The organism is Bradyrhizobium sp. USDA 3397 (assembly GCF_054060965.1).
Genome location: NZ_JBSSDS010000001.1, coordinates 7,266,616 through 7,288,995 on the forward strand (window position 1 = coordinate 7,266,616; position 22,380 = coordinate 7,288,995).

The 22,380-nt window shown below is 64.0% G+C and carries 23 protein-coding genes; 7 read left to right on the forward strand and 16 right to left on the reverse strand.

Annotation, left to right across the window (positions count from 1 at the left end):
- Nucleotides 1–4 precede the first annotated feature (4 nt).
- Genes ACVWYQ_RS33690 through ACVWYQ_RS33700 form a run of 3 tightly spaced genes read left to right on the forward strand, consistent with a single transcriptional unit; the run spans nucleotide 5 to nucleotide 4,791 of the window.
- A complete protein-coding gene (locus ACVWYQ_RS33690) occupies nucleotides 5–1,948 on the forward strand; it encodes a PrkA family serine protein kinase (RefSeq protein WP_036007284.1) in 1,944 nt (647 codons plus the stop codon).
- 30 nt (nucleotides 1,949–1,978) lie between these two features.
- A complete protein-coding gene (locus tag ACVWYQ_RS33695) occupies nucleotides 1,979–3,256 on the forward strand; it encodes a YeaH/YhbH family protein (protein WP_338122584.1) in 1,278 nt (425 codons plus the stop codon).
- Nucleotides 3,253–4,791, forward strand: a complete 1,539-nt coding sequence (locus ACVWYQ_RS33700; RefSeq protein WP_271541966.1) for a SpoVR family protein — start codon at nucleotides 3,253–3,255, stop codon at nucleotides 4,789–4,791. The genes ACVWYQ_RS33695 and ACVWYQ_RS33700 overlap by 4 nt, the downstream gene beginning before the upstream one ends.
- A gap of 210 nt (nucleotides 4,792–5,001) precedes the next feature.
- On the opposite strand, the gene ACVWYQ_RS33705 is transcribed toward ACVWYQ_RS33700, so the two are convergent.
- The 6 genes from ACVWYQ_RS33705 to ACVWYQ_RS33730 all read right to left on the reverse strand — a co-directional run bounded on the left by ACVWYQ_RS33705 (nucleotide 5,002) and on the right by ACVWYQ_RS33730 (nucleotide 7,770).
- Nucleotides 5,002–5,439 carry a DUF1801 domain-containing protein gene (locus ACVWYQ_RS33705; RefSeq protein ID WP_157282129.1) on the reverse strand — a complete coding sequence of 146 codons (438 nt, stop codon included), beginning with the start codon at nucleotides 5,437–5,439 and terminating at the stop codon, nucleotides 5,002–5,004.
- A gap of 11 nt (nucleotides 5,440–5,450) precedes the next feature.
- Nucleotides 5,451–5,642, reverse strand: coding sequence for a hypothetical protein (locus ACVWYQ_RS33710; protein WP_157282126.1), 192 nt, complete (start codon nucleotides 5,640–5,642; stop codon nucleotides 5,451–5,453).
- A 51-nt stretch (nucleotides 5,643–5,693) separates the two neighbouring features.
- Complete coding sequence (locus tag ACVWYQ_RS33715) at nucleotides 5,694–6,122, reverse strand: SRPBCC family protein (protein ID WP_225182720.1); 429 nt, start codon at nucleotides 6,120–6,122, stop codon at nucleotides 5,694–5,696.
- Nucleotides 6,119–6,442 carry an ArsR/SmtB family transcription factor gene (locus ACVWYQ_RS33720; RefSeq protein ID WP_271541960.1) on the reverse strand — a complete coding sequence of 108 codons (324 nt, stop codon included), beginning with the start codon at nucleotides 6,440–6,442 and terminating at the stop codon, nucleotides 6,119–6,121. The genes ACVWYQ_RS33715 and ACVWYQ_RS33720 overlap by 4 nt, the downstream gene beginning before the upstream one ends.
- A gap of 217 nt (nucleotides 6,443–6,659) precedes the next feature.
- On the reverse strand, nucleotides 6,660–7,109 hold the full coding sequence (locus tag ACVWYQ_RS33725; protein WP_271541959.1) for a DsrE family protein: 450 nt from the start codon (nucleotides 7,107–7,109) through the stop codon (nucleotides 6,660–6,662).
- Between the two features lie 40 nt (nucleotides 7,110–7,149).
- Complete coding sequence (locus ACVWYQ_RS33730) at nucleotides 7,150–7,770, reverse strand: hypothetical protein (protein ID WP_271541957.1); 621 nt, start codon at nucleotides 7,768–7,770, stop codon at nucleotides 7,150–7,152.
- 323 nt (nucleotides 7,771–8,093) lie between these two features.
- Between ACVWYQ_RS33730 and ACVWYQ_RS33735 the strand changes: the two genes are divergently transcribed.
- Together ACVWYQ_RS33735 and ACVWYQ_RS33740 are read left to right on the forward strand one after the other, a co-directional pair.
- Complete coding sequence (locus ACVWYQ_RS33735) at nucleotides 8,094–9,626, forward strand: SUMF1/EgtB/PvdO family nonheme iron enzyme (RefSeq protein ID WP_404543180.1); 1,533 nt, start codon at nucleotides 8,094–8,096, stop codon at nucleotides 9,624–9,626.
- 17 nt (nucleotides 9,627–9,643) lie between these two features.
- Entirely contained in the window at nucleotides 9,644–10,090 is a 447-nt protein-coding gene (locus ACVWYQ_RS33740) for a DUF4399 domain-containing protein (protein WP_271541953.1), read from the forward strand.
- Here the strand turns inward: ACVWYQ_RS33740 and ACVWYQ_RS33745 are convergent, their stop codons facing one another.
- From ACVWYQ_RS33745 to pqqA, 10 genes are all read right to left on the reverse strand, one after another.
- A complete protein-coding gene (locus ACVWYQ_RS33745; RefSeq protein ID WP_404543178.1) occupies nucleotides 10,091–11,146 on the reverse strand; it encodes a 2-oxoacid:ferredoxin oxidoreductase subunit beta in 1,056 nt (351 codons plus the stop codon). It lies immediately after the preceding gene.
- A gap of 130 nt (nucleotides 11,147–11,276) precedes the next feature.
- Nucleotides 11,277–13,124 (reverse strand): 2-oxoacid:acceptor oxidoreductase subunit alpha, encoded by a 1,848-nt coding sequence (locus ACVWYQ_RS33750; protein ID WP_404543177.1) that lies wholly within the window; start codon nucleotides 13,122–13,124, stop codon nucleotides 11,277–11,279.
- Nucleotides 13,094–14,893: an FAD-dependent oxidoreductase gene (locus tag ACVWYQ_RS33755; protein WP_404543176.1), complete on the reverse strand. Its 1,800-nt coding sequence runs from the start codon at nucleotides 14,891–14,893 to the stop codon at nucleotides 13,094–13,096. Before ACVWYQ_RS33755 ends, ACVWYQ_RS33750 begins: the two co-directional genes overlap by 31 nt.
- 240 nt (nucleotides 14,894–15,133) lie before the next feature.
- The gene (locus ACVWYQ_RS33760; protein WP_404543175.1) at nucleotides 15,134–15,811 is read right to left on the reverse strand and encodes a hypothetical protein; all 678 of its coding nucleotides are present in this window, start codon (nucleotides 15,809–15,811) and stop codon (nucleotides 15,134–15,136) included.
- Between the two features lie 13 nt (nucleotides 15,812–15,824).
- Nucleotides 15,825–16,811, reverse strand: a complete 987-nt coding sequence (gene pip / locus ACVWYQ_RS33765) for a prolyl aminopeptidase (protein WP_404543173.1) — start codon at nucleotides 16,809–16,811, stop codon at nucleotides 15,825–15,827.
- Nucleotides 16,801–17,982, reverse strand: coding sequence for a pyrroloquinoline quinone biosynthesis protein PqqE (gene pqqE, locus ACVWYQ_RS33770; protein ID WP_128263812.1), 1,182 nt, complete (start codon nucleotides 17,980–17,982; stop codon nucleotides 16,801–16,803). The genes pip and pqqE overlap by 11 nt, the downstream gene beginning before the upstream one ends.
- Nucleotides 17,979–18,290, reverse strand: a complete 312-nt coding sequence (pqqD, locus tag ACVWYQ_RS33775; RefSeq protein WP_157281739.1) for a pyrroloquinoline quinone biosynthesis peptide chaperone PqqD — start codon at nucleotides 18,288–18,290, stop codon at nucleotides 17,979–17,981. The genes pqqE and pqqD overlap by 4 nt, the downstream gene beginning before the upstream one ends.
- Before the next feature lie 11 nt (nucleotides 18,291–18,301).
- Nucleotides 18,302–19,057: a pyrroloquinoline-quinone synthase PqqC gene (gene pqqC / locus ACVWYQ_RS33780; RefSeq protein WP_404546293.1), complete on the reverse strand. Its 756-nt coding sequence runs from the start codon at nucleotides 19,055–19,057 to the stop codon at nucleotides 18,302–18,304.
- 20 nt (nucleotides 19,058–19,077) lie between these two features.
- Nucleotides 19,078–20,007 (reverse strand): pyrroloquinoline quinone biosynthesis protein PqqB, encoded by a 930-nt coding sequence (gene pqqB, locus ACVWYQ_RS33785; RefSeq protein ID WP_404543171.1) that lies wholly within the window; start codon nucleotides 20,005–20,007, stop codon nucleotides 19,078–19,080.
- A 130-nt stretch (nucleotides 20,008–20,137) separates the two neighbouring features.
- Nucleotides 20,138–20,218, reverse strand: a complete 81-nt coding sequence (pqqA, locus tag ACVWYQ_RS33790; protein ID WP_007595659.1) for a pyrroloquinoline quinone precursor peptide PqqA — start codon at nucleotides 20,216–20,218, stop codon at nucleotides 20,138–20,140.
- Nucleotides 20,219–20,480: 262 nt separating this feature from the next.
- Here pqqA and ACVWYQ_RS33795 point away from each other — a divergent pair, with 262 nt between their 5' ends.
- Together ACVWYQ_RS33795 and ACVWYQ_RS33800 are read left to right on the forward strand one after the other, a co-directional pair.
- On the forward strand, nucleotides 20,481–20,738 hold the full coding sequence (locus ACVWYQ_RS33795; RefSeq protein WP_036007354.1) for a DUF6894 family protein: 258 nt from the start codon (nucleotides 20,481–20,483) through the stop codon (nucleotides 20,736–20,738).
- Nucleotides 20,739–20,977: 239 nt separating this feature from the next.
- Nucleotides 20,978–22,378, forward strand: coding sequence for an amidase family protein (locus ACVWYQ_RS33800; protein ID WP_271541933.1), 1,401 nt, complete (start codon nucleotides 20,978–20,980; stop codon nucleotides 22,376–22,378).
- Nucleotides 22,379–22,380 lie beyond the last annotated feature (2 nt).

Below are 22,380 nucleotides of genomic sequence, written 5' to 3' on the forward strand. Positions count from 1 at the left end.
GATCATGTACAACGATTCTCTATTCAACGCTTTCGCTCGGTCGTTCGAGGCGAGAAGCCAGCACGACATGTCGATGGCGGAATATCTGGAATCGTGTCGAAGCGATCCCATGAAATACGCGAACGCGGCTGAACGACTGCTAGCGGCGATCGGTGAGCCTCAGACGATTGACACGGCCAAGGACCCACGCCTTGGCCGTATTTTTTTGAACCGCACCATCCGCACCTATCCAGCCTTCGCCGGCTTCTACGGCATGGAAGAAACCATCGAGCGCATCGTCGGTTTCTTCCGTCATGCGGCGCAAGGTCTCGAAGAGCGCAAGCAGATCCTCTACCTGCTCGGCCCGGTCGGCGGCGGCAAGTCCTCGCTCGCCGAGCGGCTCAAGTCGCTGATGGAAGTGCAGCCGATCTACGTGCTCAAGGCCGGCGACGAGCTCTCGCCCGTGTTCGAGAGCCCGCTCAGCCTGTTCGATCCCGATCAGCTCGGTCCGATGCTGGAGGAGAAGTACGGCATTCCGCGCCGTCGCCTCACCGGCCTGATGAGCCCGTGGTGCTACAAGCGGCTGGAAGCGTTCGGCGGCGACATTTCCCAGTTCCGTGTCGCCAAGATCCAGCCGTCGCGGCTGCGCCAGATCGCGATCGCCAAGACCGAGCCCGGTGACGAGAACAACCAGGACATCTCCTCGTTGGTCGGCAAGGTCGACATCCGCAAGCTCGAGACCTACGCCCAGAACGATCCCGACGCCTACAGCTATTCCGGCGGCCTCAACCGCGCCAACCAGGGCGTGCTCGAGTTCGTCGAGATGTTCAAGGCGCCGATCAAGATGCTGCATCCGTTGCTGACCGCAACCCAGGAAGGCAATTATATCGGCACCGAGAACATCGGCGCGATCCCGTTCACCGGCATCATCCTGGCGCACTCGAACGAAGCCGAGTGGGCGAGCTTCAAGGCCAACAAGAACAACGAAGCCTTCATCGACCGCATCTGCGTCATCAAGGTGCCCTACTGCCTCAGGGTCACCGAGGAGCAGAAGATCTACGAGAAGCTGATCCAGGGCTCCGAGCTCGCCTCGGCTCCTTGCGCGCCGTCGACGCTGGAGACGCTGGCGCGGTTCTCGGTGATGTCGCGCCTGCGCAAGCACGAGAACTCCACCCTGTTCGCCAAGATGCGGGTCTACGACGGCGAGAGCCTGAAGGAATCCGATCCGAAGGCGCGCAGCGTCCAGGAATATCGCGACGCCGCCGGCGTCGACGAGGGCATGGATGGCGCCTCGACCCGCTTCGCCTTCAAGATCCTGGCTGCGACGTTCAACCACGATCCGCAGGAGGTGGCCGCGGACGCCGTGCATCTGATGTACGCGCTGGAGCAGGCGATCCGCCGCGAGCAGCTGCCTGAGGAGACCGAGAAGCGCTATCTCGAATTCATCAAGGCCGAGCTCGCACCGCGCTACGCCGAGTTCATCGGCAACGAGATCCAGAAGGCCTATCTGGAATCCTACTCGGATTATGGGCAGAACCTGTTCGATCGCTACGTCGACTATGCCGACGCCTGGATCGAGGACCAGGACTTCAAGGATCCCGATACCGGCCAGCTGCTCGATCGCGAGCTTTTGAACCAGGAGCTGACGAAAATCGAGAAGCCGGCGGGCATCGCCAATCCCAAGGATTTCCGCAACGAGGTCGTCAAATTCTCGTTACGCTCCCGGGCCCAGAACGGCGGCAAAAACCCGACCTGGACCTCCTACGAGAAGATTCGCGATGTGATCGAAAAGCGGATATTCTCCCAGGTCGAGGACCTGCTTCCGGTCATCTCCTTCGGGTCGAAGAAGGACGGCGAGACGGAAAAGAAGCACGGCGAGTTCGTCGCACGCATGGTGGAGCGCGGCTATACCGAACGTCAGGTTCGCCGGCTCGTCGAATGGTACATGCGCGTGAAGCAGGCCGGTTGAGGCGGATGGGAGGCGAATGGTAAAGTGCCCATTCACATTATTGACAGGCGCCTGAATCCAGGCGGCAAGAGTCTTGAGAACCGCCAGCGGTTCTTGCGTCGGGCCAAATCCCTGGTGCAGGGCGCCGTCAAGAAGACCTCGCAGGAACGCGACATCAAGGACGTCCTGGAGGGTGGTGAGGTTACGATTCCACTCGACGGCATGCACGAGCCGCGTTTCCGCCGTGAAGGCGGGACGCGCGACATGGTCCTGCCCGGCAACAAGAAGTTCATCGAAGGCGACTATCTCCAGCGCTCCGGCCAGGGCAGCGCCAAGGATTCCGGTCCCGGCGAAGGCGACAGCGAGGACGCCTTCCGTTTCGTGCTGAGCCGTGACGAGTTCGTCGATCTGTTCCTCGACGACCTCGAGCTTCCGGATCTCGCCAAGCGCAAGATCGCACAGACCGAGAGCGAAGGCATCCAGCGCGCCGGCTACACCATGACCGGCTCGCCCGCCAACATCTCGGTGAGCCGGACGGTGAAGCTCGCGCTCGCCCGCCGCATCGCGCTCAAGCGTCCGCGCAAGGAGGAGATCGAGGAGCTGGAAGCCGCGATCGAAGCCTGCACGGACGAGGACGAGCGTGCGGCTCTCGTGGCCCGGCTCGAAACGTTGAAGGCGAAGTCGAAGCGCATCCCCTTCATCGATCCGCTCGACATCCGCTACCGGCGCTTCGAGACGGTCCCCAAGCCCGTCGCGCAGGCCGTGATGTTCTGCCTGATGGACGTCTCCGGCTCGATGTCCGAGCACATGAAGGACCTGGCGAAACGCTTCTACATGCTGCTCTACGTCTTCCTGAAGCGGCGCTACAAGCACGTCGAGATCGTCTTCATCCGCCACACCGACCGCGCCGAGGAGGTCGACGAGCAGACCTTCTTCTACGGTCCGGCCTCGGGCGGTACGCTGGTCTCCAGTGCGCTGCAAGCGATGCACGAGATCGTGCGCGAGCGCTTCAACCCGTCGGACTGGAACATCTACGCCGCGCAGGCTTCCGACGGCGACAATTCCTATTCCGACGGCGAGCTCACGGGGCTCCTCTTGACCGAGAAGATCCTGCCGGTCTGCCAGTTCTTCGCCTATCTCGAGGTCGGCGAGGCCGGCGGCAGCGCCTTCGATCTCTCCGACTCCTCGCTCTGGAGTCTCTACGAACGCCTGCGCAACAGCGGCGCCCCGCTCTCGATGCGCAAGGTCTCGGAGCGCAGCGAGATCTTCCCGGTATTCCACGATCTGTTCCAGCGCCGCGACACTGCCCAGGAGAAGGCCGCTCCATGAAGGAACGTTTGTTCGAAGGCGCCGATTGGGATTTCCACACCTTGCAGCGCATCACCGATGCCTGCGAGGAGGTGGCGTTGAAGGATCTCGGCCTCGACGTCTATCCGAACCAGATCGAGGTCATCACCGCCGAGCAGATGCTGGACGCCTATTCGTCGGTCGGCATGCCCCTGTTCTACAAGCACTGGTCGTTCGGCAAGCACTTCGCGTTCCATGAGGCGTCCTACCGCAAGGGCCTGATGGGGCTCGCCTATGAGATCGTGATCAACTCCTCGCCCTGCATCTCCTATCTGATGGAGGAGAACACGGCGACGATGCAGACGCTGGTGATCGCGCACGCCGCCTTCGGCCACAACCATTTCTTCAAGAACAATTATCTGTTCAAGCAGTGGACCGATGCCGACGGCATCCTGGACTATCTCGACTTCGCCAAGAACTACGTCATGCAGTGCGAGGAGCGCTACGGCCGCATCGAGGTCGAGCGCACGCTCGATGCCGCGCACGCGCTGATGTCGCACGGCATCGACCGTTACCCCGGCAAGAAGAAGCTCGATCTGCGCGCCGAGGAGAAGCGGGCAGGGCGCCGCCGCCAGCACGAGGAGGAGGTCTTCAACGATCTCTGGCGCACGGTGCCGAAGGGCGCCGCCAAGAGCCGCTCCACGCTCAGCATCGAGCGCCGCCGCAAGCTGCTCGGCCTGCCGCAGGAGAATTTGCTCTATTTCCTGGAGAAGAGCGCGCCGCGGCTGGCGCCCTGGCAGCGCGAGCTGCTCCGCATCGTCCGCCACATCGCGCAATATTTCTATCCGCAGAGCCAGACCAAGGTCATGAACGAGGGGACGGCGACCTACGTTCATTATCGCATCATGACCAAGCTGCACGAGCAAGGCCGCATCAGCGACGGCAACTTCCTCGAATTCTTGGGGTCGCACACCAACGTGGTGTTCCAGCCCGAATTCGACGACCCGCGCTTCTCCGGCTTCAACCCTTACGCGCTCGGCTTCGCCGTGATGCAGGACATCGAGCGCATCGTTAGCAATCCGGAGGACGAGGACCGCGAGTGGTTCCCCGACATCGCCGGCAAGGGCGATGTCATGGGCGTGCTGCGCGACGTCTGGGCCAATTATCGCGACGAGAGCTTCATCGGCCAATTCCTGAGCCCGAAGTTGATGCGGCACTTCCGCATGTTCCATCTGCACGACGATCCCGAGGAGCGCGCCGGCATCCGGGTCGACGCCATCCACGACGAGCGCGGCTTCCGCCGCGTCCGCCGCGAGCTGGCGCGGCAGCACGATGTCGGCTACATCGACGCCAATATCGAGGTGGTCGACGTCGATCTCTCCGGCGACCGCCGCCTGATCCTGCATCATCACGTCATCAAGGGCTCGCAGCTCAACGAGACCGACGCCAAGCGCGTGCTCCAGCACCTGGCCGATCTCTGGACCTACGACGTCGCACTGATCGAGGTCGATGCCAACGACAAGGTCCTGCGCGAATACGTCGTCAGCCCACGCCCGATTCCCGCCGCGGTGGCGTGAGGCTGTCTCCTCTTTTGAAGTGAAGCTCGCGCGCCGAAGGCGGTGCGCTCCCTCCCCCGCTTGCGGGGGAGGGCTGGGAGAGGGTGTCTCCGCAGTGGGGTTCCCCAAGAGGATAGAGCCCTCTCCCGCGCCTTCGGCACGACCTCTCCCGCAAGCGGGAGAGGTTGCACCGAGCCCGGGGCAATCAAGTCAACCTAAAGCCATTCCGCTCTACGCCGATCGCTTCCCCGGCTTCTTCTTCGACACATTCAGCTCCACCGCCGCGCGGATCAACGCCTTCAGCGCCTTCTCGTTGACCTTTTCGCCCTCGCGAAGATCGATCGCCCGGCGCACATTGCCGTCGAGGCTGGAATTGAAGAGGCCTGCGGGATCCGCGAGTGCCGCGCCCTTGGCGAAGGTCAGCTTCACCACCTCCTTGTAGGTCTCGCCGGTGCAGATGATGCCGTCGTGCTCCCACACGGGAACGCCCCGCCATTTCCACTCTTCGACGACATCAGGGTCGGCCTCCTTGATCAGCGCGCGAACCCGCCCCAGCATCTCACCGCGCCAGTCGCCGAGCTCCTTGATCCTGCCGTCGATCAGCTTGGATGGCGAGGCGGTACCTGCTTGCTTCGCGCTGCTCGTCTTGGCCGCCACGGGCTTCTTCATCATGGCCTCGTTCACGCGTCGCTGCGGCCGCGATAAGGCAGCGCGAACAGATAGAGCCCGGTCGCGAGCAGCGGAATCAGCGGCACCAGTGCCAGGAAGCCGATCCACACGGCCTCGACTTGCATCGTCATCGCCACGATGTTGGCGATGACGGCAAGCGTGAAAGCCATCGACAGCCAGCGATGAATCTGCCGAATCCACATAGGCGTGCTCACTGGGACCTCCTTTGAGAATGATCGGAATGGGTGGTGGAGCTAGCTCGCCCGCGCCAGCAGATCGTCCAGCTTCGCCAAAAACTGCTTCCAGCCGGCATGCGCGCCGCCGAACGCCTGTTTCTGCGTCGGGCGGAAGCCCGCCTGCTCGACGCGCAAATGCGTGCCCGCGCTCGTCGGCGTCAGCGTGAAGGTGACGATGCTCTTGAGATCGAACGCGGCGTCCTCGTGCGAGAAATTCCAGGTGTAGGCCAGCGTCCTCTGCGGCTCGATGGTGAGCACCTCGCAGTCCAGCACGCCGCCCCATTCGCCGCGCAGATTGAAGCGATGGCCGACGACCGGCTTGAAATCGTTCTTCATCAGCCATTCCTCGATCAGATGCGGCTGCGTCAGCGCGCGCCAGAGCCGCTCGGCGGGATAGGCAAATTCGCGCTCGATGACGACGGAGCGCGTTTCGGCGGGTTCGTTCATTGGTCCATCCTCGTCAGGAGATCGTCGAGGGCATCTAACCTTTTCTGCCAGAACCCGGCCATCTGGCCGGTCCAGTCGATCAGCGGATTGAGCGCGCCGGGCTGCGCGCTGTAATGGGTCTGCCGTCCTTCGTGCCGGTCGCGCACCAGGCCCGCCTGCTTCAGGGCGCCAAGATGTTTCGACACCGCCGGCTGCGATACGCCGGATCGCGCCGTCAGCGCCCCGACCGTCTGCTCCCCCTCACGGCACAGCCGCTCGAAGATCGCCCGCCGGGTCGGGTCGGCGAGCGTCCTGAACAGGAGGTCGGGGGTGGGAGGCATGAAAAATCCATAACCGGGAGGTTATGAATAGACTCATAACTGTGGAGTTATGGGTAAGTCAAGTACGATGGGGCCTGCGGCGCCGCCATACGCCCCCGTCATTGCGAGCGCAGCGAAGCAATCCAGAATCTGTCCGCGGAGGCTGTCTGGATTGCTTCGTCGCAAGGGCTCCTCGCAATGACGCGGAAAGGGCTGCGCCAGACGTCGCCGTGCCCGCCTACGGCCGCAAATACAGATACCCCTGCGACTGCAGCTCGGCGAGCCGCACCACGCCGCCGTTCTCTGCGTTGACGAAGCCTGGCAGCAGCTCGCTCAGCGTCACGTTCTGCGCCTTCATCGTGTTGCCGCAGGCCGCGAGCTCGACGCCGCCCGTGGAGAAGTCACCGACGCGCTTGCTGACGTCGGGGTTGGCCTGCGCCGAGTGAAACGCCTTCAGCGCCGGGCCGTGGATCACCAGCGCGATCGTCACGTGCTCGGGGCCGCCGACGCCGTCGATGTGGTTCTGGATATTGCCGAGCACGAAATGGACCTTCTCGGCGTCGCTGAGGTGATAGGCCACCTTGAGCTTGTTCGACCGCGCGGTGGCGGTGGTGGCTTTCGCGCTGGAGCCGCCAAGCGCCGCACCGAGTGCCGAGACGGCGCTCCACAGGATGTTCCGGCGGTTCATGGCGATCTCCTCGACGAAGCCCGAATTTGCCGCAGGCATATCATTTGTGGCGCAGCGCCGCGAGTTCCTTGCGGTCGATCACCAGCGAGGCGCACTCGCGATTGTCGGCCCGGTCGAGCCGGAAAATCTTGTCGTCGGCGCCGGCGGTCAGCGAATGCTCGGCGTCATCGTCCGGCTTGTTGTTCTGCCAGACCCTGACACGTTCGAGCCGGACGATCGCGGACTTGTCGTCCTTGGAGAGCGCAACACCGATGCCGCCGCCATCGCAGTCGACGCCGCAGCCGAGGCGCACCTCGTCGCCGCTCCTGGTGAATACGGCGTGGTTGCACGAGCCGCTGGAGTCGAAATCGCCGCTGCGGTGACGGTACCTGAAGCCAAGGCGGAAGGAATGGTGAAGCTCCTTGTCCTCCTTGTCGAATTCCGCGGAGATCAGCAGCTTCATCGCGGCGACCTTCTGCTTCGGATGCCGCGCCAGATGGTCGGCATCGTAGCGGCGGACGAAGCAGGCATAGGCCTTGTCGCCGGGAGGCTTCGCATACATCCGCGTATTGAAGGTCTCGGCCTCGGCCTTGCTGGGCTCGCGAATATCGTCGACTTCCTCGGCGCGGCCGACGCTGGTCAGCGCAGCAAAAGTGAGGGCAGCAAGGATGACGAGCTTCATGAGGGCCTCGCGCACACGACAATTTCGTCGCAGCAGGACAGAGCTGCTGTCTGTTAGACGCAGAATTGGTGACCCGCGTTCAACCGTCGCAAGCCGCTCGAGCGGTGGTCGCGGTGCGGATTCGCGCAACTCGCTTCACGCTCCGCCTTAGTCACTGATGGGCTTGAGAAGGTTCAAGCGGTGAAGCGGGCGGCCCTTCGGAACTTGAAGTCTGCAATCGCTGCGACATTGTCTCGGTTCGTCAATGTGATAGCCTTCACAAACGACCGCCTTCGGCGGTCGTAAGCTGGGGCTGCCTTGTCAGTATGTGGAGTCCCCCCGCAATGGGCGAAATTCGCAGCTTCAAATCCGGCAATCAAGACGAGCCGCCTGCGCACGGCGCCATGCCTCGTCGCCTCGCAGCGATCATTGTCGGTGACATCGCTTCGTACAGCCGCATGATGCAGGCCGATGAGGAGGGGACGCATGTCCGCGTCAAGCGGATCGAGCGCGACCTCATCTATCCAAGCATCGTCGAGCACCATGGAACTCTGGTGAAGACGACAGGCGATGGCTTCATCGCCATTTTCGACAGCCCCGTCGAGGCCGTTCGATGCAGCATCGTCATCCAGCAGAACCTCATCGGCCGCAACGCGTCGCTTCCCAAGCATTCGCGGCTCGAATATCGGATCGGCGTCAATCTCGGCGATGTGATCGTGGAGTCGGACGATGTCTACGGCGACGGCGTCAACATCGCCACACGCATCGAGGGCATTGCCGAGCCCGGTCAGGTCTATATCTCGGGCGCGATCTACGAGCAGATCAAGCACAAGGTAGTATGCGGCTATGAGTCGCTCGGCGACCGCAAGGTCAAGAACATCACCGATCCGGTGCGCGTGTATCGTGTGCTGCCGGACGCTGATGCGATCGGCAAGACAAGAAGCCGGCGTGAGAACGCGCTGATCTTTTTGCTGGCCATTACAGTGCTGATGATGGCCACCGGCGTGCTCTGGTATTTGCTGGCGCAACCCGGCAAGATGGGCGAGCAGGCTGCCGCGCCGCCCACCGCTCCGGTGGTCTCACCGGTTCCTCAGCCGTTGCCGAGCGAGGCGGCGAAGCAGACGCCGCAACCCTCTCCGTCATTGGCTTCGTCGCCTTCGGCCCCGACTCCGGCTCCGGCTCCCAGCCCATCGGCAACGCCGGTGCGCGAGCCCGAAATGATCGCCATTCGCGGCGGCAGCTTCGCCATGGGAAGCAACGACGATCCGACCGAGCGTCCCGTCCACCAGGTCACGATCAAGCCGTTCTCGATCGGAAAATACCCGGTGACGGTGCAGGAGTGGAACGAATGCGCTGCCGCCAAGGCGTGCGGATTCACGGCCACCGGCAAGGACGATGCCCCGGTCAGCAATGTGAGCTGGATCGATGCGCAGCAATATGTCGCCTGGCTCGCGCAGGCGACAAAGAAGCCCTATCGGCTTCCGAGCGAAGCCGAATGGGAATATGCGGCACGCGGCGGGACACAGACCAAATATTGGTGGGGCGACAAGCTGCAGCCGGGCATGGCCGGCTGCAAGGATTGCGGTGAACTTGCGGCCGAGCAGCCGGCCAAGGTCGGCAGTTTCAAGCCCAATCCGTTCGGGCTTTACGACATGGGCGGCGGCATCGATCAGTGGGTCGCGGACTGCTGGCACCGGACCTATCAGGGCGCGCCCAGCGACGGCTCGGCGCGGACCAGCGCTGACTGCAGCTCTCATGTCCTGCGCTCAGGCTCCTGGAAGAACGATTCGAGATATGTGCGGCCGTCAAACCGCGGTGGATACGACACCGGCGTCCGTTACCCCACGCATGGATTCCGGATCGCGCTCAGTCCGTAGGTACTGGAGTCAATTTGATGAAGATCGTTTCCTGTATCGCGCTGGCGGCCGCCATCGCATTGTTCCCCGGCGCGGCCTATCCGCAAGGCAAAGCTGCGCCAAAGGACGCCAAGCTTTATTTCATCTCGCCGTATGACGGCCAGAAGATCCGTGGTGGGTTTTGGGTCCGTTTCGGCCTGCGCAACATGGGCGTGACGCATGCCGGCGACGACTACCACAATGCCGGCCACCATCATCTGTTGATCGATGTGAAAGACCCCATCAATGCCAAGGAGCCGATTCCGCAGGACAAGTCCCATCTGCATTTCGGAGCGGGACAAACCGAAACGTTTCTCGAGCTTCCGCCGGGCACGCACACGCTGCAACTGGTGCTTGGCGACGCCAAGCACTATCCGTTCGAACCACCCGTCGTGTCGGAGAAGATCACGATACGCGTCAGGCCGGCGGCATCAGCGCGAAGATGATCACCGCAGGCTGGCGTTGATCTTGTCCAGCACCGCCGAGCCCGGGCAGAGCGTGTCCGCCTCGAGCGCGTTGAGCGGCGTCTCGACCGTGTTGAGATGCTCGTGCAGGTCCTCCGCGTCGGGGTCGACGTACAGAAGACCGGTGACGATCTGGCCCTTGGCGGCGTGCCTTGCGAGGAAGGTCTGGGCGCCCAGGCGGTCGTGCGGATCGTAATCCGCATCGATCTTGCGCAGCGCGATCTTGCTGCCGTCGTGCTGCTCGACCACCTGCACCGTGCCGGGCGCGTAGTCCACCGCAATCGGGTCGCGGTCGACCAGCACGTCGAGCCGGTTCACGGCGTCATTGTGCTCGCGGACATAGTCGAAGCTCTTGGTCGAGCCGGCATGGTTGTTGAAGGCGATGCAGGGGCTGATCACGTCGATGAAGGACGCGCCCTTGTGGCCGATCGCGGCGGCGATCAGCGGCACCAGCTGGCTCTTGTCGCCGGAGAACGAGCGCGCCACGAAGGTGGCCCCTAACTGCAGCGCGATGGCGACGAGGTCGATGGCGTTGTCGGTGTTGGTGACGCCCTTCTTGCTCTTCGAGCCGCGGTCGGCGGTCGCCGAGAACTGACCTTTGGTCAGGCCGTAGACGCCGTTGTTCTCGACGATATAGGTCATGTTGACGCCGCGCCGGATCGAATGTGCGAACTGGCCGAAGCCGATCGAGGCGGAATCGCCGTCGCCGGAGACGCCGAGATAAATCAGATCGCGGTTGGCGAGATTGGCGCCTGTGAGCACGCTCGGCATGCGGCCGTGCACGGAATTGAAGCCGTGCGAATTGCCGAGGAAATAGTCCGGCGTCTTCGACGAGCAGCCGATGCCGGAGATCTTCGCCACCCGGTGCGGCTCGATCGAGAGCTCGTAGCAGGCTTCGATGATCGAGGCCGTGATCGAATCATGGCCGCAGCCGGCGCATAGCGTCGAGATCTTGCCCTCGTAGTCCCGATGCGTGTAGCCGAGCGCGTTCTTCTTCAGGCCCGGATGATGGAATTTCGGTTTTGCAATGTAGGTCATGAAAGCACCTGCGATCCCAGGGCCGTCATGGCCGGGCTTGACCCGGCCATCCACGTCTTGGCCGAGAAAAAGAAAGGCGTGGATGCCCGGGTCAAGCCCGGGCATGACGAAAGAGAGAGTGATGCGCTAATCATGACACGGCCTTGCGGAGCGGGGTCACCTTGAGGTGGTCCTGGTGGTCGCCAATGGCCTTGGCGATGAAGCGGGCAGTGATCGGCGTGCCGTCGTAATGCACGATCGGCACCAGCCGGACGGGATCGATGCCGTTCTCGTTGACGATGAGCTGGCGCAGCTGGCTGTCGCGGTTCTGCTCGACGACGTAGACGAAATCGTGCTCGGCGAGGAAGCTCGCCACGCTCGAGTGGAACGGGAACGCGCGGATGCGCAGGCGGTCGAGCTGATGCCCGCGCGCTTCCAGCAGGCCGATCGCCTCGTCCATCGCCGGCGAGGTCGAGCCAAAATAGATCACGCCATATTTGGTCGGCCGTTCCGCATTGGCCTGCAGCGGCCGCGGCACCAGGTCCTGAGCCGTCTCGAACTTGCGCACCAGGCGCTGCATGTTGTCGGCGTAGACGGTGCCTTCCTCGGAATAGCGCGCATAGCGGTCGCGCGACGTGCCGCGGGTGAAATAGGAGCCCTTGGTCGGATGCGTGCCGGGATAGGTGCGGTAGGGAATGCCGTCGCCGTCGACGTCGAGATAGCGGCCGAAGTCGCGGCCCTCCTCCAGCATCTCCGCCGTCATCACCTTGCCGCGGTCATATTGCCTGGCGTCGTCCCACTTCAGCGGGCGGCAGAGCCGGTGGTTCATGCCGATGTCGAGGTCGAGCATCAGGAAGATCGTGGTCTGCAGCCGCTCGGCAAGGTCGAACGCGGCGGCCGCGAACTCGAACGCTTCGGCGGGGTCTTCCGGGAACAGCAGCACATGCTTGGTGTCGCCGTGCGAGGCATAGGCGCAGGCGATGATGTCACATTGCTGGGTGCGGGTCGGCATGCCCGTGGAGGGGCCGGCGCGCTGGATGTTCATGATCACGGCCGGGATCTCGGCAAAGTAGGAGAGGCCGATGAACTCCGTCATCAGCGAGATGCCGGGGCCGGAGGTCGCCGTGAAGGCGCGGGCGCCGTTCCAGGACGCGCCGATCACGATGCCGATCGAAGCCAGCTCGTCCTCGCCTTGCACGATCGCGTATTTCGCCCTGCCGGTCTCAGGATCGTGCCGGTACTTCTTGCAATGGGCGGTGAAAGCTTCGGCGACTGACGAGGACGGCGTGATCGGATACCACGCGCACACGGTGGCCCCGCCATAGACGGCGCCGAGCGCGGCGGCGCTGTTGCCTTCGATGAAGATACGGTCGCCGACCTTGTCGGACTTCTTCACGCGCAGCCCGATCGGGCATTTCAGGTTCTGCAAGGCCCAATCGCGGCCGAGATGCAGCGCATGGACGTTGGAGGACAGCAGCTTCTCCTTGCCCTTGTACTGCTCGCCGATCAGTTGCTCGATCAGCTTCGGATCCATGTCGAGTAGCGCCGAGAGCGCGCCGAGATAGATGATGTTCTTGAACAGCTGGCGCTGGCGCGGATCGGTGTAGGTCGAGTTGGTGATCGCGGTCAGCGGCACGCCGATCACGGTGATGTCGTCGCGGAATTTGGTCGACGGCATCGGCTTGGTGGAATCGTAGAACAGGTAGCCGCCGGGCTCGATGCCGGCGACGTCCTTGTCCCACGTCTGCGGATTCATCGCCACCATCATGTCGACGCCGCCGCGTGCGCCGAGATGGCCGGCTTCCGTCACGCGCACCTCGTACCAGGTCGGCAGGCCCTGGATGTTGGAGGGGAAGATGTTGCGTGGGCTGACAGGCACGCCGTGGCGCAGGATCGCGCGCGCGAACATCTCGTTGGCGCTGGCCGAGCCCGAGCCGTTGACATTGGCGAAGCGGACGACGAAGTCGTTTACGCTGCTGATCGGCTTTTTGTCGGACATGTCGAACCTGCGTGGGTCATCTCGATGAAATATTTCTGCATGTCCCAGGCGCCGGTGGGACAGCGCTCGGCGCACAGCCCGCAATGCAGGCAGACATCCTCGTCCTTCACCATCACCCGCCCGGTCTTCAGATCCGAGGAGACGTAGAGGTCCTGGTCCGGGTGAGCGGAGGGCGCCTTCAGGCGCTGGCGCAGATCGCTTTCCTCGCCGTTGGCGGTGAAGGTGATGCAATCCATCGGGCAGATGTCGGCGCAGGCGTCGCACTCGATGCAGAGCGAGGTCGAGAACACGGTCTGCACGTCGCAGTTCAGGCAGCGATGGGCTTCGCCGAGCGCCAGCTTGACGTCATAGCCGAGCTCGACCTCGGCGCGGATGTCCTTGAGCGCAACGACCTTGTCGCGATGCGGCACCTTGTAGCGCTTGTCGGGCGAGATGTCGTTGTCATAGCTCCATTCGTGGATGCCCATCTTCTGCGAGGAGATTTGCACCTCCGGCAGCGGGCGCTCGTCGACCGCTTCGCCCGAGAGCATCTTGTGGATCGACAGCGCGGCGTCATGGCCGTGCGCGACCGCCCAGATGATGTTCTTCGGGCCGAACGCGGCATCGCCGCCGAAGAACACTTTCGGATTGGTCGAGGCGAAGGTCTTCGGATCGACCTTCGGCATGTGCCATTTGTCGAACTCGATGCCGCAATCCTGCTCGATCCAGGGGAAGGCGTTTTCCTGACCGACCGCGACCAGCACGTCGTCGCAGGGAATGGTCTGATCGGGATCGCCCGAAGGCACGAGGTTGCGGCGGCCTTTGGCGTCGTATTCGGCTTTGACGTGCTGGAAGGTGACGCCGATCAGCTTGCCGGCGACATGCTTGAAGGCCACCGGGACCATGTAGTTGAGGATCGGGATATCCTCGTGGATCGCGTCCTCCTTCTCCCAGGGCGAGGCCTTCATCTCGTCGAAGCCGGAACGCACGACCACGGTGACTTTCTCGCCGCCGAGCCGGCGTGCGGTGCGGCAGCAATCCATCGCCGTGTTGCCGCCGCCGAGCACGATGACGCGCTTGCCTATCTTGTCGACATGGCCGAACGACACGTTGGCCAGCCATTCGATGCCGATATGGATGTTGGCGGCGGCCTCTTTCCGGCCGGGAAGCTCGAGCTCGCGGCCGCGCGGCGCACCGGAGCCGACGAAGATGGCGTCGTATTTCTCGGCGAGCAGCGCCTTCATGCTGTCGATGCGATGACCGCCTTTGAACTCGACGCCGAGATTGAGGATGTAGCCGGTCTCCTCGTCGATCACGGAATTGGGCAGGCGGAATTTCGGGATCTGGGTGCGCATCATGCCGCCGGCTTCCGGGTCGGCATCGAACACGGTGCAGTGATAGCCGAGCGGCGCGAGATCGCGTGCCACCGTCAGCGAAGCGGGACCGCCGCCGACCAGCGCAATGCGCTTGCCGTTCTTCGGCCCGGGCTTCGGCAGGCGCTGCCTGATGTCGTCCTTGAAATCCGCCGCAACGCGCTTGAGGCGGCAGATCGCGACAGGATTTTCCTCCACGCGTCCGCGCCGGCACGCCGGCTCGCAGGGACGATCGCAGGTGCGTCCCAGAATGCCGGGAAATACGTTCGATTTCCAATTGATCATGTAGGCATCGCTGTAGCGGCCTTGGGCGATCAGTCGGATGTATTCGGGAACCGGGGTGTGCGCAGGACAGGCCCATTGGCAATCGACCACTTTGTGAAAGTAGTCGGGGGCCGCGATGTCGGTCGGTTTCATTCCTACCCTGTCCGCGCAGGCCCGAAGACCCCGCGGCCTTTTTTGTTAGAGCTTGGCGAGCGCTTAACGCGCTTCGATCTGGTTTCTGAATGACGTCATTGGGTTAGCTTATTAGAACCGTTCCGAAGTACAACGGCAAATTTGCGCGCGTCACCGCTTTCATGGGAGCTACGCGTGCACGGCATTAACGCGCGGCGCACGAGATGCGTGCGGTGCAATATGCTGCGATGCGGGTGCCGTTCAGCCGCGCGCGATGTCGCTCTTGGCGAGGTCCCACATCAGGCAGTAGGTGCCGACGGAGATGGGGAGCGGGAAGGGCGCCGCAGCCGGGCCGGTGAAGCGCTCGGCGATGACGGCGGAGACCGCATTGACATGCGTGCCGTCGATCAGCACGAACCAGTCTCGCGCGCCCTCGTTGCGCACCGCCGGAATTCCCGCCGTTGCGCCCGACAATTCCGGCTCGCTTTCGAGCAGGTGCATCGAGATGATGCCGTCGCGGTCTTGCGGCGCCAGCTTTTCTTGCAGCGCATCACGCCACGCACCGGCGTTGTCGGGCGTCGGCCGCAGCCGCACCAGGCCGAGCGACGTGCCGCGGCCAGTACCCTTGCTGATTGTGATGCGCGCGACCACGCGCAGCATGTCCCGGAAGCGCGCCATGGATCGCCGCGACCATTCGGTCTGGTCGGCGAGCCGCGCCCGGTAGGCGGGGCTGTCGAGCACGCCGAGCGTTTCGGTCGAGTACAGCGAGAGATATTTGGGGTTGGCGGCATGCGCGACATAGCGCCGCGCTTCGAGAAATCCGTCGATTGCGACGCGCTCTTCCAGATGCTCGCGATCGTACCAGCGGTTGAAATCGGCCTCGTCCACAGCGTCGATGTTCATCGACGTCAGCAGCATGCCCTTTCCGGCGAGCGGCATTCTTCTTGTCCTCTCATCGCCCGATCTTCGATGCGAGGTCCGCGATCGACTTCATGACCGCGTCCCTCACGCCGCCATCATAGAGCGAATGCCCGGCTTCTTCCACGATGCGAAGCTCGGAACCGGGCCATACTTTCGCAAGGGCCTGCGCTGTCGCGGGAGGACACAATAGATCATAGCGCCCCTGCACGATGATGCCGGGAATGCCGTCGAGCCGGCCCGCGTTCCGCAGCAGCTGGTCCTCGTTCATGAAGCTGTCGTTGATGAAATAATGCGCTTCCATGAACGGCGTCGCCGGCAATGTGCGCCAGACGTTCAGCGCGGCGAGGTCGAGCCGCATCCTGGCCGGCTTGTGCTCGGACAAGGTGCGCTCGGTGTCGTGCCAGGCCTTCGCCGCCGGGCCATGCACGGCAGGGTCGGCATCGAGGATGCGGCGCCAAAAGGCCTCCACCGGCTGCGCCCGCTCTTGGGGCGGCAGCACGCTGAGGAAATCCTCGTACAGCGCCGGATGGAATTGCGACAGGCGCGAGGTGAAGGCCGTCTCGACCTCGGCCCGCGTGCCGAGAAACGTCGCGCGCAGCGCAATGCCCGAGACGCGCTCGGGATGCACCTCGGCATAAGCCAGCGCCAGCGTCGCGCCCCAGGAGCCGCCGACCACCATCCAGCGTTCGAAGCCGAACTTTTCGCGGATCGTTTCCATGTCCGCGATCAGATGCTGTGTGGTGTTGTGCTCGCGCGATCCCTTGGGCCGGCTGCGGCCGCAGCCGCGCTGGTCGAACAGCACGGCGCAGAAGCGGTCGGGATCGAACAGCCGGCGATGGTCGGGCTGGCAGCCGCTGCCGGGCCCGCCATGCAGGTAGACCGCGGGGATGCCGTCGGCGCGGCCGACGCTCTCGACATAGAGCTCATGGCCGTCGCCGACGTCGAGGATGTCGGAGGTCAGCGGCGCAAAGGGATCGGCACGTTTGGTGGAAGCGGCCGCGTCGGCGTCAGGTCCCATTCTCGGATTCCAGGGTGCCGCCGGCAAAGTTGCGATAGAGGAAGCGGCTGGTCTCGCCCTCGGCCTCGGCTTCCGCCTGCTTGAAGATGGTCTCGTGCAGCGGCGACAGCGCGCAGGCCGGGTCGGTGTTGGCGGCATCGCCGGTCAGCGCGAAGGCCTGGCAGCGGCAGCCGCCGAAATCGATCTCGCGGAATTCGCAAGACTTGCACGGCTCCTTCATCCAGCCGGTGCCGCGATAGCGGTTGAAGGCCTCCGAGTTCTGCCAGATCCAGGCGATCGAATGGTTGGAGCGCACCGACTCGAAATCAAGCCCGGTGATGCTCTCGGCGGCATGGCAGGGCAGCACCTTGCCGGCGGGCGAGATGTTGAAGAACTGCCGGCCCCAGCCGCCCATGCACTTCTTCGGCCGCAGCGCGTAATAATCCGGCACCACGTAGTCGATCGTCAGTCGGCCCTTCAGCCGCTCGCGCGCCTCCTCAACGAGGCGGGTACACTCATCGAGCTGCGCCACGGTCGGCATTAGCGCGGCGCGGTTCTTCAGCGCCCAGCCGTAATATTGCACATTGGCGACCTCGAGCCGGTCGGCATCGAGATCGAGCGCCATCTGGATGATGTCGGGCAGCTGGTGCAGGTTCTGCCGGTGCATCACCGCGTTCACGGTGAGCGGCAGGTCGAGCTCGCGCGTCCATTTCGCGACTTCGAGCTTCTTGCGGTGGCCGCCCTTGTAGCCGGCAACGCGATCTGCGAGGCCGTCCTCGATCCCCTGGAAAGAGATCTGCACATGGCAGAGCCCGGCATCTGCGAGATCGCTGAGCCTCTCGCGCGTCAGCAGCACGGCCGAGGTGATGAGATTGGTGTAGAGCCCGGCGTCGCTTGCATGCTTGACCAGCTCGACGAGATCTTTCCGTGCCGTCGGCTCGCCGCCGGAGAAATGCACCTGGAGCACGCCGATCTCGGCGAGCTCGCTCAGCACCTTCTTCCACTCGTCCGTCGTCAGCTCTTTGCCAGAGCGGTCGAGCTCGACCGGGTTGGAGCAATAGGGACATTGCAGCGGGCAGCGATGGGTGATCTCGAGCAGCACGGCGAGCGGAATGCCGAACGTCTCCGCCGTCGAGCGCTGCTTCTCAAGCACCGCGAGGCTGTCGCTGGGCGGGATGGTCACGTCGCTCATGACGTCTTCTCCCTGATCTCGGTGAGAAAGCCCTTGTCGGCGAGATCCTGCAACATGGCGATGACATCGGTCAGGATCGCCTCGCGCGGCGCTGCGTACTTTGTGGCGAGCTGATCGGCGACCTCGCCGACATTGCGCTCGCCGTTGCAGAGTTGCAAGACCTCGACCGCGATCTCGTCCGGCGCTAGCACCCGCTCCGGCGCCAGGATCACCCAGACCTTGCGAGTCTCGTCATATTTCAGCTTGGCATGCCGCGGCAGCACGGGGCGGCTCGCCTCGCTGACGCTGATGTTCCGCGGCCCGGCCATTGCTTTTATCCTTAGCTCGCTTTGGGCACGAACGCGCCCGGCGGAATGTGGCCCTCGACATAGGCATGCTGGAGCGCGTCCAGCTGCACCCACAGCACGTTGGTCTTGAAGATCAGCGCGTTGCAGACCTGCGCGCGCTGCTCCGGCGTCGTGGCGTGCCTCTTGACATAATCGAGCGCGAAATTGGCGTCGCGCGGCGCCTGGGTCAGGCGGCGCTTGAAGTAGCTCATGATATCGGGGTTGACGAAGTCGTAGTGCTCCAGCATGCCCGAGATGCGTTCTTCATGCAGGTTCGGCGCGAACAGCTCGGTGAGCGAGGAGGCGATCGCCTCCAGCGGGCTTTTTTCGCGGCAGAAGTGCACATAGGCTTCGACCGCGAAGCGCGTCGCCGGCAAGATGCCTTCGGTGGATTCGACGTAAGCGGTGTCGAGCCCGAGCCCTTCGGTCAGCTTGATCCAGCGCTCGATGCCGCCCTCGCTGCCGATATCGCCGTCATGGTCCTCGATGCGATGGCGCCATTCCAGGCGGGTGGCGCGGTCGCGGAAGCGCGAGATCACCACTGCGTCCTTGATCGGAATCGTGCTCTGGTAATAGTAGCGGTTGAGCGCCCAGGCCTGCACCTGGCCCTTGTTCAGCTTGCCGCCATGCAGCAGCTTATGGAACGGATGCAGGCTGTGATAGCGCGTGGCGCCGATGTGGCGCAGCGCCGCCTCGAGCTCCTCAGCCGAGTTGAGCTTCAAGTCCTTGCCGATCGAGAGCGCGGTCATTCCAGTCAGTGATGCGGCGTTCACAGCACGATCTCCGTTCCATCCGCCGGTATCTGCCAGCCCGCCTCCTGAGTAATCTTGCGCTCGGGCGAGCCGGGCAGCAGTGCCGGATTCGAGTTATTGATATGCAGAAACAGCTTCCTGTCGATATTGAGGTCGGCCAGCCGCGCGATGGCGCCGTCCTCGCCGGACATGGCGACATGGCCCATGCTCTTGCCGGTCTTGTGGCCGAGGCCGGCCCTGATCATCTCGTCGTCGCGCCAGACCGTGCCGTCGAAGAACACCAGTGAAGCGCCGTCGATCTCGGCCTTGAGCGCGTCGGTCACTTCGGCGCAGGCCGCGATGAAGTAGAAGAACTTGCCGGTGGCCTTGTCGGTGATCTTCAGGCCCAGCGTGTCGCCGTCGCCGCTCTCGCCGCCCGGATGCGCCTTGCCTTCGAGATACCACGCCGACTTGCCCGGCACCGCGAAGGGCAGCACCTCGAGCCCCGAGCGCGTGCCGCCGGGCAGCCGCGGCTCGAACGGCTCGCGGATCGCGATCGGCTGGCGCCGCACGTTCTTCTCGTTCAGCACGTTGAAGATGCTGTTGCTGGCAAGGATCGCCAGCACCTTCTCGTGCGCATAGATCGTGAAGGGCGAGCCTTCGCGCATCGACAGCAGGCCGGCCACCGCATCGACTTCGCTGTTGGTCAAGATCACGCCCGCAATCGGCGTGTGGCGCAGCGCGCCCGCCTTTGGGTGCAGCTGCGGCGTGGCGTTCAATTGCTGGCGAAGATCGGGCGAGGCGTTGATCAGGAACCAGTGCTCGCCGTCGCCGCTGAAGGCGACCGAGGCCTGGGTTCGAAAGAGCTCATGTCCCTTCGCACGAGCCGCGCGGCAGCCTTCGCAGCCGCAATTCCACTGCGGAACTCCGCCGCCGGCCCCGGCGCCCAGGACGACGACGCGAAGCATGATCCGTCTCCTGGAGGCGAATTGGCGAGGTGGATCTCAGGCCGAGACAGTTTCGGACAAGGTTTCTGACTGTCGGAAACGTATCGTGACCGAAAGAACCACCTGCGCAGAACGCGTTTCCACCAGCCGCTTACTTGCGGGTGGCGCTCACATACATATTGATTTCCATGCCGCAGGGCACTTCGACGATCTTCGGGGCTTTCCAGGCCATTTGGCTCTCCATTTTCGCGAATTCGGACGTATCCGCCCATTGGACAAGTTAGTGCGGACGGCAAAGTTCGCCAGTGAAATTTTCCCGACCTAGGTAGTAGGCTGCGGGAATTGTTGCACTGCAAAGATGGCGTATTGCGGCCGCAAAGATGAGCGGATCAGATACGCAAAATTGCCGATAGGTCGTGATCCCTGTCGGGATAAACCAGTTGTGAGTATGGATCGGCTTCTCATCGGCGACAGACGACCCCATTGGATCAGGCATGCCCAGATATTTCTTCAACACCCGCATCGGCGACGAACTGATTGTGGATCCTGACGGCGAGGACCTGCGCAACCCCGATCGCGCCTGGGAGGTCGCGCGCCAGATGATCCTCGAGGTCGTGAAGTCGGAAGGAACCCAGCCGGCGCTGCTGGAGGCCGTCATCGAGGTCACCGACGCCGACGGCGAGATCGTGCTGGAGTTTCCCTTCACCGAGGCGCTGCTCGACATGCCGGACCAGTCCGCCACGAGGCATTAGCCGGACCAGTCCGCAAGGTGGCAAGAGAGGCCCACCACTCCCTCCACGTCATTGCGAGCGTAGCGAAGCAATCCAGAATCCCGCCCCGGAGGCAGCCTGGATTGCTTCGTCGCAAGGGCTCCTCGCAATGACGGAGAATGAGGCAGCACCCGGGCCAAACCCGCCCTCCACCCCCGCGAAATCCGCATGGCTTTGCCGCGTTCCCGGCGCTAAAAGACGCCGGTCATACGGAGCAAGCCATGCAAGATCTCTGGCGCCTGTCGGCCGCCGACCTCGCCGCCCTCGTCAGGTCTAAAAAAGTGTCCGCCAGGGAGGCCGCCAAGGCGGGTCTCGCGCGGCTCGATGCCGTCAATCCCCAGCTCAACGCGGTGATCGACCACCGGCCGGACGACGTGCTCAAGCAGGCCGATGCCGTCGATGCCGCAATTGGGCGGGGCGAGGACCCCGGCGTCCTTGCCGGCGTGCCCGTCACCATCAAGGCCAATGTCGACCAGGAAGGCTTTGCCACCACCAACGGCCTCAAGCTGCAGCGCGACCTGATCGCGCGCGAGGACAATCCGGTGGTCGCCAATTTCCGGAAATCTGGCGCCATCCTGCTCGGCCGCACCAATTGCCCGGCCTTCTCCTATCGCTGGTTCACCACCAATCTCATCCACGGCGACACCAAGAACCCCCGGGATGCCTCGCTGACGCCCGGCGGCTCCTCCGGCGGCGCCGGCTCGGCGGTCGCGGCCGGCATCGGCCACATCGCGCACGGCACCGATATCGCCGGCTCGATCCGTTATCCCGCCTATGCCTGCGGCGTGCATGGTCTGCGCCCGACGCTCGGCCGCATTCCCGCCTTCAACCCGGCGCTGCCGGAGCGCCCGATCGGACCGCAGATCATGGCGGTGTCGGGCCCGCTGGCGCGCACGGTCAACGATTTGCGCATCTCGCTCGAAGCCATGTCGGCCCGCGACATCCGCGATCCCTGGTTCGTGCCGGTGCCGCTGCAGGGCCCGGCGCGGGACAAGCGCGCCGCGCTCTGCCTCAATCCGGGCGGCCTTGCCACCGCGCCGGAGGTGAAGGCCGCGGTGAGCGATGCCGGCAAGCGGTTGGAGCGCGCGGGCTGGACCGTCGATGTGATCGAGGACACGCCGCCGATGCGCGAGGCGGTCGAGTGGCAGATCAAGCTCTGGCTCGGCGACGGCTATGAGGCGCAGCTGGAGATGGCCGAGCGCGAGGGCGATCCCGGCGCGCTGGCCTGCCTGCGCGGCAACCGCGCCAGGGTCACGCCGATGGATCAGGCCAATTACGCCAGGGCGCTGACCCGACGCGCCACGCTGACGCGCGACTGGATGCTGTTCTTCGAAAAATACGCCGTGCTGCTGACGCCGGTCTCCGGCGAATTGCCGTTCCCCGACCATCTCGACCGCAAGGACGAGGACTCCTTCAAGCGGGTCTGGGAAGCGCAGCTGCCGCAGATCGCGATTCCCTTCATGGGACTGCCGGGCCTCGTCGTCTCCACCGGTCTCGTCGGCAAGGCGCCGGTCGGCGTGCACATCGTCTCCGGCCGCTATCGCGAGGATCTGTGCCTGCTCGCGGGCGAGGCGATCGAGGCCGGCGGCGTGCCACCGTCGCCGATCGATCCCATGGGCTAGCG

Coding starts and splice junctions, on each gene's coding strand:
- ACVWYQ_RS33690 (WP_036007284.1), top strand. CDS start 5: ATGTACAACGATTCTCTATTCAACGCTTTCGCTCGGTCGTTCGAGGCG.
- ACVWYQ_RS33700 (WP_271541966.1), top strand. CDS start 3,253: ATGAAGGAACGTTTGTTCGAAGGCGCCGATTGGGATTTCCACACCTTG.
- ACVWYQ_RS33705 (WP_157282129.1), bottom strand. CDS start 5,439: ATGAAGAAGCCCGTGGCGGCCAAGACGAGCAGCGCGAAGCAAGCAGGT.
- ACVWYQ_RS33710 (WP_157282126.1), bottom strand. CDS start 5,642: ATGTGGATTCGGCAGATTCATCGCTGGCTGTCGATGGCTTTCACGCTT.
- ACVWYQ_RS33715 (WP_225182720.1), bottom strand. CDS start 6,122: ATGAACGAACCCGCCGAAACGCGCTCCGTCGTCATCGAGCGCGAATTT.
- ACVWYQ_RS33720 (WP_271541960.1), bottom strand. CDS start 6,442: ATGCCTCCCACCCCCGACCTCCTGTTCAGGACGCTCGCCGACCCGACC.
- ACVWYQ_RS33725 (WP_271541959.1), bottom strand. CDS start 7,109: ATGAACCGCCGGAACATCCTGTGGAGCGCCGTCTCGGCACTCGGTGCG.
- ACVWYQ_RS33730 (WP_271541957.1), bottom strand. CDS start 7,770: ATGAAGCTCGTCATCCTTGCTGCCCTCACTTTTGCTGCGCTGACCAGC.
- ACVWYQ_RS33735 (WP_404543180.1), top strand. CDS start 8,094: ATGGGCGAAATTCGCAGCTTCAAATCCGGCAATCAAGACGAGCCGCCT.
- ACVWYQ_RS33740 (WP_271541953.1), top strand. CDS start 9,644: ATGAAGATCGTTTCCTGTATCGCGCTGGCGGCCGCCATCGCATTGTTC.
- ACVWYQ_RS33745 (WP_404543178.1), bottom strand. CDS start 11,146: ATGACCTACATTGCAAAACCGAAATTCCATCATCCGGGCCTGAAGAAG.
- ACVWYQ_RS33750 (WP_404543177.1), bottom strand. CDS start 13,124: ATGTCCGACAAAAAGCCGATCAGCAGCGTAAACGACTTCGTCGTCCGC.
- ACVWYQ_RS33755 (WP_404543176.1), bottom strand. CDS start 14,893: ATGAAACCGACCGACATCGCGGCCCCCGACTACTTTCACAAAGTGGTC.
- ACVWYQ_RS33760 (WP_404543175.1), bottom strand. CDS start 15,811: ATGCCGCTCGCCGGAAAGGGCATGCTGCTGACGTCGATGAACATCGAC.
- pip (WP_404543173.1), bottom strand. CDS start 16,811: ATGGGACCTGACGCCGACGCGGCCGCTTCCACCAAACGTGCCGATCCC.
- pqqE (WP_128263812.1), bottom strand. CDS start 17,982: ATGAGCGACGTGACCATCCCGCCCAGCGACAGCCTCGCGGTGCTTGAG.
- pqqD (WP_157281739.1), bottom strand. CDS start 18,290: ATGGCCGGGCCGCGGAACATCAGCGTCAGCGAGGCGAGCCGCCCCGTG.
- pqqC (WP_404546293.1), bottom strand. CDS start 19,057: ATGACCGCGCTCTCGATCGGCAAGGACTTGAAGCTCAACTCGGCTGAG.
- pqqB (WP_404543171.1), bottom strand. CDS start 20,007: ATGCTTCGCGTCGTCGTCCTGGGCGCCGGGGCCGGCGGCGGAGTTCCG.
- pqqA (WP_007595659.1), bottom strand. CDS start 20,218: ATGGCCTGGAAAGCCCCGAAGATCGTCGAAGTGCCCTGCGGCATGGAA.
- ACVWYQ_RS33795 (WP_036007354.1), top strand. CDS start 20,481: ATGCCCAGATATTTCTTCAACACCCGCATCGGCGACGAACTGATTGTG.
- ACVWYQ_RS33800 (WP_271541933.1), top strand. CDS start 20,978: ATGCAAGATCTCTGGCGCCTGTCGGCCGCCGACCTCGCCGCCCTCGTC.